This window comes from Pseudomonas sp. LBUM1662, from assembly GCF_059695915.1.
In genome coordinates this window covers 2,739,441-2,753,736 of sequence record NZ_CP166793.1, presented here as the reverse complement: position 1 = coordinate 2,753,736, position 14,296 = coordinate 2,739,441, and the positions used below count along the sequence as shown (strand labels likewise).

General features: G+C 57.3%; 13 protein-coding genes and 1 pseudogene. 6 read left to right on the top strand and 8 right to left on the bottom strand.

Annotated features, from left to right (window positions below; translation table 11 throughout):
* The first annotated feature begins 107 nt into the window (after window positions 1-107).
* On the top strand, window positions 108-1,160 hold the full coding sequence (locus ACA049_RS12440; RefSeq protein WP_497336841.1) for an alpha/beta hydrolase family protein: 1,053 nt from the start codon (window positions 108-110) through the stop codon (window positions 1,158-1,160).
* Window positions 1,161-1,450: 290 nt separating this feature from the next.
* Here the strand turns inward: ACA049_RS12440 and mqo are convergent, their stop codons facing one another.
* Window positions 1,451-3,097, bottom strand: coding sequence for a malate dehydrogenase (quinone) (gene mqo / locus ACA049_RS12435; RefSeq protein WP_497335799.1), 1,647 nt, complete (start codon window positions 3,095-3,097; stop codon window positions 1,451-1,453).
* Window positions 3,098-3,469: 372 nt separating this feature from the next.
* Window positions 3,470-4,066, bottom strand: a complete 597-nt coding sequence (locus tag ACA049_RS12430; protein ID WP_497335797.1) for an eCIS core domain-containing protein — start codon at window positions 4,064-4,066, stop codon at window positions 3,470-3,472.
* Window positions 4,067-4,247: 181 nt separating this feature from the next.
* Here ACA049_RS12430 and ACA049_RS12425 point away from each other — a divergent pair, with 181 nt between their 5' ends.
* Window positions 4,248-4,793, top strand: coding sequence for a cupin (locus ACA049_RS12425; RefSeq protein ID WP_497335795.1), 546 nt, complete (start codon window positions 4,248-4,250; stop codon window positions 4,791-4,793).
* Window positions 4,794-4,803: 10 nt separating this feature from the next.
* Here the strand turns inward: ACA049_RS12425 and cydB are convergent, their stop codons facing one another.
* Window positions 4,804-5,805: a cytochrome d ubiquinol oxidase subunit II gene (gene cydB / locus ACA049_RS12420; protein ID WP_497335793.1), complete on the bottom strand. Its 1,002-nt coding sequence runs from the start codon at window positions 5,803-5,805 to the stop codon at window positions 4,804-4,806.
* Between the two features lie 12 nt (window positions 5,806-5,817).
* Window positions 5,818-7,194, bottom strand: coding sequence for a cytochrome ubiquinol oxidase subunit I (locus tag ACA049_RS12415; protein ID WP_497335791.1), 1,377 nt, complete (start codon window positions 7,192-7,194; stop codon window positions 5,818-5,820).
* A gap of 367 nt (window positions 7,195-7,561) precedes the next feature.
* Between ACA049_RS12415 and ACA049_RS12410 the strand changes: the two genes are divergently transcribed.
* The 4 genes from ACA049_RS12410 (at window position 7,562) to gfa (ending at window position 10,535) form a co-directional block, all read left to right on the top strand.
* Entirely contained in the window at window positions 7,562-8,236 is a 675-nt protein-coding gene (locus ACA049_RS12410) for an NADPH-dependent F420 reductase (RefSeq protein WP_497335789.1), read from the top strand.
* A 121-nt stretch (window positions 8,237-8,357) separates the two neighbouring features.
* The gene (locus ACA049_RS12405; protein WP_497335787.1) at window positions 8,358-8,657 is read left to right on the top strand and encodes a hypothetical protein; all 300 of its coding nucleotides are present in this window, start codon (window positions 8,358-8,360) and stop codon (window positions 8,655-8,657) included.
* Between the two features lie 352 nt (window positions 8,658-9,009).
* Window positions 9,010-9,591 carry a hypothetical protein gene (locus ACA049_RS12400; RefSeq protein ID WP_497335785.1) on the top strand — a complete coding sequence of 194 codons (582 nt, stop codon included), beginning with the start codon at window positions 9,010-9,012 and terminating at the stop codon, window positions 9,589-9,591.
* 362 nt (window positions 9,592-9,953) lie between these two features.
* On the top strand, window positions 9,954-10,535 hold the full coding sequence (gene gfa / locus ACA049_RS12395; RefSeq protein WP_497335783.1) for an S-(hydroxymethyl)glutathione synthase: 582 nt from the start codon (window positions 9,954-9,956) through the stop codon (window positions 10,533-10,535).
* A 101-nt stretch (window positions 10,536-10,636) separates the two neighbouring features.
* Here the strand turns inward: gfa and ACA049_RS12390 are convergent, their stop codons facing one another.
* The 4 genes and pseudogenes from ACA049_RS12390 to ACA049_RS12375 all read right to left on the bottom strand — a co-directional run bounded on the left by ACA049_RS12390 (window position 10,637) and on the right by ACA049_RS12375 (window position 14,110).
* Complete coding sequence (locus tag ACA049_RS12390) at window positions 10,637-11,452, bottom strand: SDR family oxidoreductase (protein WP_497335781.1); 816 nt, start codon at window positions 11,450-11,452, stop codon at window positions 10,637-10,639.
* 61 nt (window positions 11,453-11,513) lie between these two features.
* Window positions 11,514-11,878: pseudogene (locus ACA049_RS12385) on the bottom strand (LysR substrate-binding domain-containing protein); the annotation flags it as partial.
* A 31-nt stretch (window positions 11,879-11,909) separates the two neighbouring features.
* The gene (locus ACA049_RS12380; RefSeq protein WP_497335779.1) at window positions 11,910-12,566 is read right to left on the bottom strand and encodes a DUF2931 family protein; all 657 of its coding nucleotides are present in this window, start codon (window positions 12,564-12,566) and stop codon (window positions 11,910-11,912) included.
* Window positions 12,566-14,110 (bottom strand): T6SS phospholipase effector Tle1-like catalytic domain-containing protein, encoded by a 1,545-nt coding sequence (locus tag ACA049_RS12375; protein ID WP_497336839.1) that lies wholly within the window; start codon window positions 14,108-14,110, stop codon window positions 12,566-12,568. The genes ACA049_RS12380 and ACA049_RS12375 overlap by 1 nt, the downstream gene beginning before the upstream one ends.
* Window positions 14,111-14,296 lie beyond the last annotated feature (186 nt).

Sequence of the window (14,296 nt, the reverse complement as noted above, 5' to 3'; positions counted from 1 at the left end):
TCCGAGCTGATATGCAACCCCATTAGCTTCGACGCCCTACGAAAGTGGACGCGTTTGACGGAGGATTCAGGTTGCCATGCACTCGTCTAATCAAGGAAGAAACGACATTGAAAATAGCTTTTGCCGCCCTGCTGTTGACCTCGCTGACGACCATCGCACTCGCTGACCAGAGCCCTGTCGGCTTCCACTCCTCCACACTGGCGGACCCGCAGAATAACCGCGCACTGGAGATGGTCGTCTGGTACCCCAGTGCAACGACCGCCGCCACGCAACTGATTGGCGATGATGTGGTGTTCGTCGGGGCTTCTGCCATTCGTGACGCGCCGCCCGCTGCTGGCAAGCATCCATTGTTGGTACTCTCCCATGGGTACAGGGGTAACTGGAGCAACCAGATCTGGCTTGCCAGTGCCCTGGCTCAAAAGGGTTACATCGTTGCCGCACTCAATCACCCTGGCACCACCACTCATGACCGCAGCCCTCAAGCAGCGGCGCAGTTATGGCAGCGGCCCGTAGATTTGACTCGAGCTATTGATAGCGTCACGGCTCAACCTGATAAATTCGGCTCGGTCGCCGATGGCCAAATTGCAGTGGTGGGCCATTCACTCGGCGGCTGGACCGCTCTGGAGATCGCCGGTGCTCGCTTCGATCCAGACCGCTTCGCCCATGAATGCAAAGCTCACCCGCAGTTAGCAAGTTGCAGCGTTTATGGAAAGATAAACCCCGCAAACACCTCAGAATCAAAGGCCGCGTTGACCGCCGATTGGCGCGATAAACGCGTCACTGCCGTGGTGACATTGGACCTGGGGCTTTCACGGGGCATGACCGATGAAAGCCTGGCCGCGCTGCCGGTACCAACGCTGGTGATCGCCGCCGGCGCACCGTCGCGCGACCTTCCAGCCGAGTTGGAGTCTGGCAACCTGGCCAAACGCCTTCCACCGGCATCAAGCCGCTACGTCGAGATCAGCGACGCAAGCCATTTCAGCTTCGTGTCGGTGTGCAAGCCTGGTGCGCAGGCACTGCTCGATGAGGACGTTCCAGGCGATGGCATCATTTGCCGGGATGGCGACGGCGCTCGCCCACGTGAGGTGATCCAACAGCAGGTTGCATCGCTGATCGACGAGTTTCTTCAGTCCTCTGCCTACAAGGTAGGCAGTTTGTAAAACCGTGGCGCGGGAACTGCTCCAGCAACAGAAAAAACGCTGGAGCCGTTTCTGCACCCGCGCAATCTGTCAGAACGGTTGGCCGGGTCTGAGCGCTCGAGGTCGGAAGCGGTCGTCGCAAAAAGCTGCTATCGGTCATAAACAGACATTTGCAGTTAGGCTTGATCAGCGTGTCAATCGAACCTCTTCCTTCTCTCGACCCATTAAAAAGCCCGCTGGCCGTTAACGTCCAGCGGGCTTTTGTCTCTAAGTCAGCGATGCCAGGCATTGCGAATGAGGGGGCTTGTTAATCATAGAGCCATGTCAGCCGGTGCCTTTTCTTTCATCGGCTTGCCCTCCTCTTTTTCAGCAATCGGCGTAGCGATTTGACTGATCGCTGGTGGGGGCATCAGTTCAAGTATCTTGGCGGTATAGGCCCACTCTTCAGCCACTTTTGCCGGATCGTCGTTAAGTTGGGTACCGTAGCTCGGGAGAATCTGATGCAGTTTCTCCTGCCATTCGGGCGTCGCGACTTTGTCTTTGAAGACTTTCTGCAACAAGCTCACCATGATGGGTACCGCGGTCGACGCGCCTGGAGAGGCACCTAGCAAACCGGCGATGGTGCCGTCCTGGGACGTAACAATCTCCGTGCCCAGTTTCAGGACGCCACCGGCAGCTTCATCACGCTTGATCACCTGCACGCGCTGGCCTGCTTGCCACAGATGCCAGTCTTCGGCTTTGGCGTTGGGGAAGTATTCTTTCAAGGCATTGAGCCGATCGTCGTCCGACAGCATCAGTTGGCCAGCCAGGTACTCGACCAGTGGATATTGTTTGATGCCGACGCGAGTCATCGGCCACACATTGTCTATCGTGGTCGTACTCAGCAGGTCTAGAAAGGAGCCCTGCTTGAGAAACTTGGTACTGAAGGTTGCGAAAGGCCCGAACAGGATCAGGCGCTTGCCGTCCAGTACACGGGTATCCAAATGCGGAACCGACATGGGCGGCGCCCCCACCGACGCCTGGCCGTAGGCTTTGGCCAGATGACGCTCTGTAATAGCCGGGTTTTCTGTCACCAGAAATGAGCCGCCCACTGGAAAACCCGCATATTCCCTGGCCTCGGGAATACCCGATTTCTGCAACAGTTTCAGCGCGCCACCACCCGCACCAATGAACAGGAACCTGGCATCGGTTACGTTTTCGCTCCCGTCTTTGAGACTCTTGTAGCTGACGCGCCAACTACCGTCCTCGTTTCGGGTGATGTCCTGTACTTCGCTTGACAGCTTCAGGGTAAATTTCGGCGAGGTTTGCAGGTAACCGACCAGTTGGCGGGTAACTTCACCAAAATTGACATCAGTGCCATTGGGATTCCACGTGGCCGCGATTTTTTGCTTGGGATCACGCCCTTCCATCATGAGTGGAGCCCATTTTTTGATCACGGCCGGGTCTTCGGAGTACTGCATTCCGCGAAACAACGGGCTAGCCTGCAACGCCTCATAACGCTTTTTCAGAAAGCTGGCGTTGGCATCGCCCCAGACGAAGCTCATGTGCGGGGTGGAATTGATGAACGAACGCGGGTTCTTCAACACGCCTTGCCTGACCTGCCAAGCCCAGAATTGTCGGGTCAGCTGGAAGCCTTCATTGACTTCAACGGCCTTCGAGATCGTGACTTTTCCGTTCTCGTCCTGCGGTGTGTAATTCAACTCGGCCAATGCCGAATGACCTGTACCCGCGTTGTTCCAGCCATTGGAGCTTTCGAGGGCGACACCGTCGAGGCGTTCGACCATCTCCATCGAGAGCCCCGGCTCCAATTCATTTAGCCACACGCCCAAGGTTGCGCTCATGATGCCGCCACCGATCAGCAGTACATCGACTTTTTTGGCCTCCTCTGCATGCGAATGCACAGCGCCAAAAGACAGGGTTAAACCGGCAAGAATGTGCTTCAGTTTTTTCGTGTTCATCTTGTGCTTCTCCCGCAAATTTACGGTCATCCTTACCGCTCAATTAGCTCTATCGTTGGTGATAGGTGGTAAAGACCTGGTGAGAAGCTTCAAGATCAAGCATCACGTGAATCCAGGAGCCCTATCGGGTTCCGTGCTCGGCACCCAATGGAAATCAGGGTAACGAGGATTGAAAAATCCTGTTCAGGTGCTTGCTTACTTTTTGTGCCAAATTGCATTTAATTCCGGCCACACTTTGAATCCATAGGCCTGTCGGCACATACAACGTCAGTTTCAGTCGCAAATCAGCACTTCAGGGCAGGCGCCTATCAGCCAGAAGCCGTCAGCTGTAAAGGCGCTCCTGAACATGCGCCGTAACGCATTCACGCCCCCTCAGAGCGTCCCATCCCGCACCCACCGCCTGACCTCGGCCTGTATGGCATAAGCCGGCGCCTCCACCGCATTGAAATCTTGTGTATACCGCTGGGCAAACCCCTCAACCCCCCATTCCTGATACTGCTGCACATGCTTGAGTTCGTGAGCCCAGAGCGCGATGTTCTCTTCTGCGGTTTGCGCATCCCGGAAGAGGATGATGTCGATCAGCGTCACGGCGCCGACATCGGGGTTTTGCAGCATAGCGGTGGCGGCGTTGAATTGACTGTTGTCGCTGACTTTGTAGCGTGCGGCATCGAGGATGCTGGGGTCGTACCAGCGCAGCAGTTTCTCCCGGATGTGCGGTGGAATGGGTTGGGTTCCGTTGACGGCTGCATCAGCGCGGGCCTGGGTCAGCCACAACGCCAGGGCCGGTGACGCGATCTGGTAGATGTCATCCGGCAGAGGGCCGAGCAACGGTCCCAGGTCTGGCAGGCAGATGCATTCGTCCAGGCAGACTTGTTTCTCGCCAGCCGGGCAGGCGCTGCCCTGGGCTGGCACCTCAAGGGTCAGGCAAAGCACAAACAGCGCCACCAGGCGCAAGGTGATGGGCGGCATTGGGCGCTCCTGGGGCGGACGCTGCGCGAGTAGTTTCAGCGTAGTCTCGAGTTTGAGGCACGCCTTATCACAGCTTAAATGCTCCGTTGGCCCGTGGCGTTGAACTCACACCTCATTCCCATCGTCTAGCGCATAGGGAGGGTCAACGCGTAACGCCTCACACCGTTTCAAGGACATTGCCATGACTGAAACCTTCATGAACAACTCGCAATCTGCGACCGATAACGTGCAAGCCCTGATGTTTGAACGCAACGAATGGGTTCCCAACAACCCGCGCCTGCCGGTACTCATTTACCCCAACGCGATTGCCGTTCAGGGCGATGATCCCGCTGTGCTGTTCGAGCAAACCTTCAGCGCCAATGGCTGGCCACCGCAATGGCGCTACGGGGTTTACAGCTATCACCACTACCATACCGAGGGTCATGAAGTACTCGGCATCGTCAGCGGCCACGCCCGTTTGATGCTGGGCGGCCCGGATGGACAGGTTGTTGAAGTCAGCTCAGGTGACGTGGTGCTACTTCCGGCGGGAACCGGCCACTGCAATCTGGACGCCAGTGACGACTTTCTGGTGGTCGGAGCCTACCCGCCGGGGCAGCAGGCCGATATCTGCCGCGAGGCGCCCACCCAGGCTCAACTGGCGAGCATCGACACACTGCCGTTTCCCGACCAGGACCCGGTGCAAGGCTCGCAGGGCGCCGTGCAACAGTATTGGGCTGGGCAGCGTTGAGAGTCTGCGGTCAATCACGAATGGCGCGAACCTTTCCGCTGAAGACTTTGAAGCCGTAGGTGTTGTAGATGAGCGTCACCGGGATCAGCACGGCGAAACCGACCAGCATGAACATCTGGCTCTTCGGACTTGAGGCGGCCGCTTGCAAGGTCAGCTGTGGCGGGACAATCAACGGATAAATCGCGGCGATCATCAAGGCGAACGCCAGGATGAAGATCCCCAATGCGGCGAACAGTGGCAGACAATGCCAACGGCTTCGAAACCCCAAGGTGAAGCCGATCAGCAATGCAGTGATAAGGGCTGCGGCTGGCAGCCAGACAAGTCGATTGCCAAGCCGACTCGCATAGCGGGCGTCCAGTGTCGCGGTCCAGACCACCAGCACGGTCAACAGCACCAGGGTGATGATGGCCAGTGCCCTCGCCTGTCGACCTGATCGTTGTTGCAGTTCTTCGACCGTGCGCCAATACAGCCAGCAGGCGCCCAACCACGTGTAGCCAACGACAAGCACCGCGCCGCAAAACAATGGAAACAGACCTGACCACTCCCAGCCGTTCCCGCTGTACTGCCCGCCCTGATTGGGCACGCCTTGTACAAGCGTACCCAACACAATCCCCTGGGTTGCCCCTGCCAGCAGCGAACCGACCAGCAGCAGGCCATCGACCCCGCGCTTGATACGATCGCTGGGCGAGTAGTCGCGAAACTCCAGCGCTACGGCGCGAAGAATCAGTGCCAAGAACATCGTGATAAACGGCAGATAAAGCGCCGGCAGCAGGATGGCGTAAGCCAGCGGAAACAGCGCCAGCAGACCACCGCCTCCCAACACCAGCCAGGTTTCATTGGCGTCCCAGATCGGCAAGATCGTCACAGCCATGGAACGACGGTGCTGACTGTTTCGGGTAAGGCCGAGCAGTACGCCCACACCCAGATCAGTGCCGTCCAACAGCACATAATTCAACACCGAGAACCCCAGGGCCGCGGCGGACAGCAGGGTTATCCAGTCATTGTCCAACATGGATGCAGGCCCTCACGGTTTACCCGTCTCGTCAGCCAGCGTAGGTTGCGGCCCGGGCTCGTCCTCGTGAGGTGGCTCACGCAGCAGCCGCAGCAGCACCCATAGACCCACACCGAAGATCACCAGATAAAACACCAGGATCGTCCACGTCGCCCCGACCACTTGCTGGCGAGACACCGAAGACAGGCTGTCAGCCGTGCGCAGCAATCCATAGACGGTGAAGGGTTGGCGTCCGACCTCAGTGACCACCCAGCCACTCAACATCGCCAGAAATCCCGCCGGCGCCATCAACACGCACACTCGGAGCATCCAGCGCGCAGCGTACAACCGTCGTCGCCAGCGCAACACCAGGCTGGCCAGGCCTTGGCCCAGCATCAACAGGCCCAGGCCAACCATCAATCGAAAGGCAAAGAAGACCGCAGGCACAGGGGGAATATCCTGAGGCGGGAACTCATCCAGTGCAGCGATGGTGCCACTCAGGTCGTGTCGCAGGTAAAGCGATCCTATACGCGGAATCGCCACCTCCCAATGGTTGCGTCGCTCGGCCATGTCCGGAAGCGCGAACAAGCGTAAGGGTTCGCCCTCCCCCTCAGGCGGACGAGTCCAGGAGCCTTCGATGGCGGCAACCTTTTGCGGCTGAACCACAAGGCTGTGTTGGCCATGCAGGTCTCCGACCACGATTTGCACAGGCATGAGCAAGGCAATCGTCCACAGCGCCATGGAATACGCTAGCCGTGCCCGCGGATTCTCAGGCGCGCGCAACAGCTGCCAGGCGCTGACACCGGCCACCAAGGTGGCGCTGCCGAGTAACGCAGCCAGGGTCATGTGCGCAAACCGATAAGGAAACGATGGATTGAAAATGATCGCCCACCAGTCCTCGGCAATGAAACGACCCTCATCGCCAATCGAGTAACCAGCGGGTGTCTGCATCCAGGAATTGGCCGACAAGATCCAGAACGCGCTCATCAGCGAGCCGACGGCCACCGCGCAGGTGGCGAAGAAATGAATCCGTGGGCCAACCTTCTTCAATCCGAAGAGCATGATGCCGAGAAAACCCGCCTCCAGGAAAAAGGCGGCGAGTACTTCGTAAAACATCAAGGGGCCGAGGATGTCACCAGCCTGTGTCGAAAGCCGCGACCAATTGAGTCCGAACTGATACTCCAGAATCAGGCCCGAGGCGGTGCCCACCGCCACAGTCAGGGCAAATACTTTTAGCCAGTAACGATAGACGTCGAGGTAGATCTGTCGTCCACGCCACAGCCACTGAGCTTCGAGCACCATTAAAAAGTTGGACAAGCCGATGGTGAGTGCCGCCAGCACAATGTGAAAACTGATGGTGATCGCAAACTGGACACGCGCCGCCATCAGCGCCGAATCAAGCGCGTCCACTTATCGTTCACTCCGCAACAATCGATGTCTATTCAGACAGTCACGGCATTGGGCGAGAGTCAGCATGGCACCTGTCCGATGCAGCACAAGCGAAATCAAGAGGCAGCGATCGTGGTCGATCTTTGAAGGCTTCCCTCGCGAGCTTCAGGTCACACACGCAAAACGATCAACAGAGAGTTCACCCCGCCAGCCGCCTCAGGGACGAGCTGGTTGGGCGGCAACTGGCGAGGTGAACACATAGACAATAGCTGCCCCTGCTCAACCTGCCTCACTCCGTTCATCACCTATCCCTGCTCGACCTCCTCGTTGGTACGCTGTCTCTACTACGGTTACTCCACGACCGCTTTGCAACCGAGGAGCGCAGTGCATGTCCAGAATTTTCTCTCTGATGTTTGCCGTCCTGATCCTCTGTACCAGCCAGGCGATGGCGGACGCCCTCAAGATCAGCGTGATCGGCGCCGGTAAGGTCGGCGGTACGCTGGGCACGCTATGGGTGAAGGCCGGGCACTCGGTGATGTTTTCGTCACGCCACCCCGAGGAGCTGACGGACCTGGTCAAGGCGGCCGGCCCCAACGCTCGGGCGGGCACGGTCGGCGATGCCGCAGCATGGGGCGATGTGATCGTGTTGAGTGTGCCCTATGGCGCAATGCCGGTGCTGTCCGAACAGCTGAAAGGCAAGCTGGACGGCAAAGTGCTGTTCAGCACCAGCAACCCCTTCAGCGGCCGTGACGGAGACATCGGGCGCAAGGCGCTGGACGTGGGCGTCGCCTCGGCGGACCGGCAATATCTGCCCGGCGTGCACCTGGCGCGGGCGTTCAACGCCATTGGCTCTGCCTCGATGAAAGAACTGTCGGGCAAAGACAAGGCGATTCCCGTGTTCGCCGATGATGCCCAGGCTCGGGAGATCGGTGCACGGTTAGTGCGCGACGCCGGATTTGTACCGGTGCTGTTTCCGCTGGCGCGAGCCAATGAGGGTTTGCCCGGCAGCCCGCTCAGCGGCGTCTGGAGTGAGGCCGATCTCAAGCAAAAGCTGGGACGTTAGCGAGCACTGCCGGAGGACTGAAACTCACTGCATTTTGAAACCGATACAAGCCCAGGCCCAACACCGTCTAATCTCATTAGAGCAGGCCCCCAGACACGCCTCTTGATACAGGGGAAACGGGATGATCGTTAAAACCGCACGCCAATGTTCGCCATGGCTCATCCCTTCCCTGCTCGCCATCAGCCTGGCGCTGATCGCGGGATGTTCAGGTAAAACGTCCACTGCTCGTTACACAACCTCAAGCGTAGGCTCGGCCTGCTATGCCAAAGCGCTCCCAACCGCCGGCGAAGGCGGTCTGGCCTGGGGCAACACCTTGAGCATGGCTCGCAAAAAATCCATGGATAATTGCATCCGCTATGCCGGTCGATCCGGTGGCACGCCGAACACCTGCCAAGTGGTGTTGGCGGAGTGCAGGAATTGAAACCTAGGCAAACCCGAGGAACGACAGGATTACCACGACGACCACGACTAACCCGACGATGTAGATGATGTTATTCATGAAACCCACCTCTCAACCAGAATAGGACTGCGGCACGAGGGCTTACACCTACACGGTAGTGCAGCTTTGCCCGCAGTGCCATTGCGGTCTATCAGGCTGATCGCCGACCCCGCCTCCACACAGGCGTTCACGGCCAGCGTCTTTTACCTGAACCCGCCTGTCACGAGCGCGTGCTGACCGGCTGAAATCGTCTGATCTTGCCGGTCGGCTGCCAGATAACTACTTTTGCGCTGCTATGCTGACAACATCTGTTTCTGCACTAGAGACGATTAACATGGCAGCACAAGGCAAGCATTCCGCTTTAACGTTCAAGGCCATGGCCTGCTCGGCTGGAGTTTTCCTTGTCGCTTGGGCTGCCATAAAGCTGCTCGACCCTGACTTCGACCTGACATTGATCGCAGATGCCATGAGCTGGCTGCTACGTTTGGGGAATTGGCTTTTGCTGGAAACGCCAATGCCGAATTGGTCGCTGCTGATGATTATCGCGATGTTGATCTGCACCCTGTCTGTAGCGATTTACTACACCCGCAACACTGATGGAACTTACGATGAGCTACATGAGATAGAGCGGAAAGTTTACAAGATGAACAACCCCCAGTTCCCGCGTTTGACAGATAACCAAACGCTACTGATGGAAGCGTTGGCCTATCATGCGAACTTCAGAAAAGTCGCAAACTTAAACTCGATTTGCAAACTCGTCTCGCTCAGCACGCTAGAAGTTGAAACCGGTCTGAAGCAACTCCAGGCCAAACGTCTCGTGAAGCAAAAAGTGACACGGGGTACGTTTGGCGCCACCACTTTTGAACTGACCTTGGCAGGCAAGGATTATTCGTTAGAGCGATTTGAGTTGACGTAGTGCAGACACACGGGACGTCGACTGGAGGTGAGAGCACCGCCAGGCACCTCAGTCGGCAGGCGTAGCTTCAGGAAAATGCCAGCTGCCATCCAGCACAGTCGCACGCGGCTAACCTCGGCCTGGGACTGAAAACCGACCGCGCCGATGATCCGTTCCCATGCCAGGTCGTTTTGCAGACTCGCCCCCTCATTGTGCAGGTGCCCCCCTTCCCCCTGTAGGAGCTGTCGAGTGAAACGAGGCTGCGATCTTTTGATCTGGTTTTTTAAAATCAAAGTCAAAAGATCGCAGCCTCGTTCACGTCAGCTCCTACGGACGCAGAGCTATTCTTTATCTGGAGGACACCCTGAAAAGGAGGAGCCAGCATGGCCACCCTGAAACTTCACCCTGCTCTGGACAACGGTATCGAACCTGCCGCTGCAAATTTCACGGGCGGCACCCTGCAATGCCTATGTGCGACCGACAAGGTCGAGGTCAGGATCGACGCGCAAACGCTGCATAACCACGCATGCGGCTGCAGCAAATGCTGGAAACCGCAAGACGCGACGTTCGCCGTCATCGCCGTGGTACCTCGGGACAAGGTCAGCGTCACGGCCCATGGCGAAAAACTGGCGATTGTTGACGAAAGCGCGACCATCCAGCGCCACGCCTGCAAGCAGTGTCATGCCCATCTCTTTGGGCGCATCGAGAACAAGGACCATGCGTTTTATGGCCTGGATTTCGTCCACACCGAACTCTCCCCCCAACGCGGATGGGCTGCGCCAGGCTTCGCGGCGTTCGTGTCGTCCATCATCGAAACCGGCACACCACCCGCGCACATGAAAGCGATCCGCGAGCGTCTGCGTTCGATCGGCCTGGAGCCCTATGACTGCCTGTCTCCGGACTTGATGGACGCAATGGCGACGCATGTCGCGAGACAGAAAGGCCTGCTGCCCGCTGCCGGATAAAATGCACGCCCCCCGCCCCTGTAGGAGCTGTCGAGTGAAACGAGGCTGCGATCTTTTGATCTTGTTTTTAAAAATCAAAGTCAAAAGATCGCAGCCTCGTTTCACTCGACAGTTCCTACAGGGGGCGTCGCAGCCGTACCCGCCAATAGGCCGCCATCGATGTTGAACTCACTGCCGGTGATATAGGTCGCTTCATCCGAGGCAAGTAGCAGTGCCAGTGCCGCAACCTCTTCGGGCATCCCGAACCTCCTAAGTGGAGTATCTCGAACCAGTGCGGCCATTCGCTCTTGACGATCGGCGCCGATGCCCAACATGGGCTCCCACATGGGTGTGAGGATGGCCGCTGGATGAATCGAGTTGCATCGAACGTTCAGACCTTGCTCGGCACAGTAGAGCGCCACTGTCTTTGTGTGATTACGCACTGCGCCTTTGGACGAGGCATAAGCCGCGGCACCCGGAATGCCGACCAGGCCGGATCGAGAGGAGATGTTGATAATGGACCCAGCCCCATGCTGCCGCATGGAGCGTATGGCGTACTTGCAACCGAGGAATACTCCATCGAGATTGGTTTGATGCACGGCGTGCCAGTCCTCCAGACGCGCATGCTCCGGATCGTGTCGCACGAAGCCTTGCTCAAATCCGGTGATACCCGCGTTGTTCACCAATACATCCAGCCTGCCGCGTGCCTTCAGTATGTGCGCCGTCACTCGCTGCCAGTCTTCTTCCAGCCGCACATCAAGGCGCAGATAGCTGGCGTGATCACCGAGTGAGTCTGCTACGACTTTGCCCAGCTCATCGTTGATATCAGTGACATAGACAAAGCAATCCTCCTGCGCGAAGAGTCGCGCAATCGCCGCCCCAATCCCTTGGGCTGCCCCGGTAACAATCGCAGTCTTGGACGTGAGCTTATTAGCCATAAGTAATGTGGTAACTCCCTTGGTTCGTTTTCATGCCCGGCAACCTCAGCCATTTATGCACTCAGGGCGGCGGGCGATTATGTGCCATAAGGAACTCGATAAAACGCTGGGTCTTTGCCGGCAGCAGGCGCGTTTCGGTGAGGGCATAAACCGAAATGCGCGACGCATGCCATTTAGGCAAGACTTTGCGCAGCGTGCCATTGGCAACGTCTTGCGCAGCGATGCCTTCGGCCAGTAACGCGATCCCAGAACAAGCGTCGCCAGAAGTCGAATCGCGTCCACGCTGTTGAGTTCAAGTCGGCCGCCGATGTCGATGTCCACAGTCCCTTCATCGCTGGAGAGCGTCCAGCGGTTGACGCCTGTTCCGCGCAGTCTCAGGCATTCGTGGCGGGCAAGATCCGCGAGATGCACAGGTTCAACGGACAGTAGGCGTCCGTTTTTTGTTTGCGGGTTGGGATTACCAACTGCCGTAAGGGATGCCGTATTGGCTGATGTAGCGCTTCGCCTTGTCGCTAACTGGATAGGCATATTGCCCCTGGCTTTTGCCTTGGTCCGGGCCCATCGGTTCTATCTCTGCTTGCGCCCGAGCCACCTTGACGGCTTTCATGCATTTATCTGCGACCCACACTTGGACAACTCCACCAGGCGCCACGCCAACATAAACCAGTGCGACATTACCTGCGGGCTCATCCGGTGATGCGGGGCAAGGTTCTTTCCAGGTAGCGCGCATGATTTGTCGGGCCTCTTCTGGAATGTCGACCCATACTCGGTACGTTTGGGGTTCGACTATCGACTGCCAGCGAACAAAGATACGTTTGGGTAATTCGGCACCAACCACCTCACGAATGCCTCCGGTTATTTCGCCCCACCCTCGAGCGGACTCCGTACTGTTTTCTGGCTCCCCCCCCGCCGCCGTACCGCCCCCTGTACGGTGGAACAGCTTACCGTTGGTGTCTTCAACCGCGCTGTCTTCGACCCAAGCTTTCATGTAGTACGGCTCGTTGAAGCTGAGGCTCCACCATTTTCTCGTGAGTTCCGTTTTGGGCGATACAAGGTTTGTGCCTTGGCAGCCTGAAACCAAAAGCATCCCTAGCAACATTCCCAAGACACGCATCAAAACGTTCTCCAGCTTGAATCCTGCACGTGGGGGTGACGCACGCGCACACCATCCGCGGTGGGCGCATTGGTATAGCGAAGATCTACGCCACGCTCACGACTTATTCCTATTGGATTGCTCCAGTTAGCAGACATATGGATGTAGTGCAATTTGAGCGTTTTGTCTTCTGTGGTAGTGACTGCGTAGTTACCGCCAAGAAACCTGTCACGAAGAGTTTGGAGCTCTGCTGGTACAGAATACTGAGAGGTATTTGGTATATCGATGAACTGCACACCCTTCTCCTTCGCCAATTTATGCATCAAATGCAGATACACCACCGACAGCTTGCCACTGACCGGACGCTTCAATTGCAAACCTGCGTACGCCCGGACCTGCTTGAACCCAGTGGTCTGCTCTGCCTTAGGCAGGAGGCTCGGTTTCGGAGTCACGATCTCCAGCATTGTCTCCGGCCAGCCGTTGGCGATCCACTTGGCTTTTTGCTGCTGGGCATCAAGATAAATTGAAGTGGTTCGAATATCTGCGCCCTCTCGAATCGTAAGGGCCTGCATAGGGCTGACCAGCACGCACTCCTCCACTTCCTCCCGATAACCTCCACCGACATCCGAATGCACGCCGGGAACAGATATTTCTGTGTGTGCGGGGATAACCGTGCTTAACGCGAAGTTGGCTCGAATTTCATCTCGCGCGGTCAACTGAACAACATCGGTAAAGTACTTTCGATCAAGGTAGAGTTTGATCCCCGGGGCTATTGGGCTCTGGATGTTACCAATGTTTGTGACTCCCGCGACTGAGGGAACGGTATCGAACAGACCGACAAACCCCATGATGATCTCACTGTTGTACTGACCACCAAAACTGGAGCTGAAGCCCTTAGGGTTGCTACGCAGCACTTCGCCCAAAGGCCCTTGTTTACAACGCACGATTTCATTGGCGAAATGCCGGGCAGCGGCAGCACCTCGACTGAACCCAAAGGTGTCGAAGGTGAGCGATGTGATTTCGCTACCGGGGTTACGATCTGCGGCTTCCTTGATCAGTGTTTTCATGGCGACAAACGCTTTTTGCACCTTCCCCGCGACTCCGGCATCACCTCGCCCGGTGGCCGCAGCCCCCATGCTGTCTTCAACACCTGCATCCGTACCGATTCCATCGACATACAAACTGCGGTGTACGAGTTTGGCTGAGCCATCGCTGTTGGCTAATTCCGATGTTGGATAGAGCTCATAGAGCTTGAAGACATTACTGACATCGTTGCCATAACTTCCTTCAGGATCTGCCATATAAGGCTTACAACTCGCGTCAACATCCGCTGGCTGGATCGGATGATGCGCGCCGCAAAGCAACCCTGAGGCCGAGTTACCGGCATTGTTCAGCGTCCCGTCAAAGAACACCCCAATGCGCAGCGCGACCCGGATTTTTTCTTTCGCAGGCGCCGGTGCCTTGCCGTGTTTCTCGTATTCCGCCCAGCGTTGGGCATGGATATCGACGGGTTTGGCTTCGTCGTATTGGTAGTTTTTCGGGGGGTTGGGGACGTATCCACTCATTCCTTGATCACCTGGCTCCTTGCTACAGCGGGCGCTGAGGGTGCCACTGTGGATCCAATCAAGCAATGCGTAGCCAGAGGCCATCACCCGATGGAAATTGAACGTCGTGCATCCATTGCCGACGTCGATAGTCACCATCAATTCAATGAAGTTCTCATAAAAAATCTGCGGCGTAAGATCGGCTCC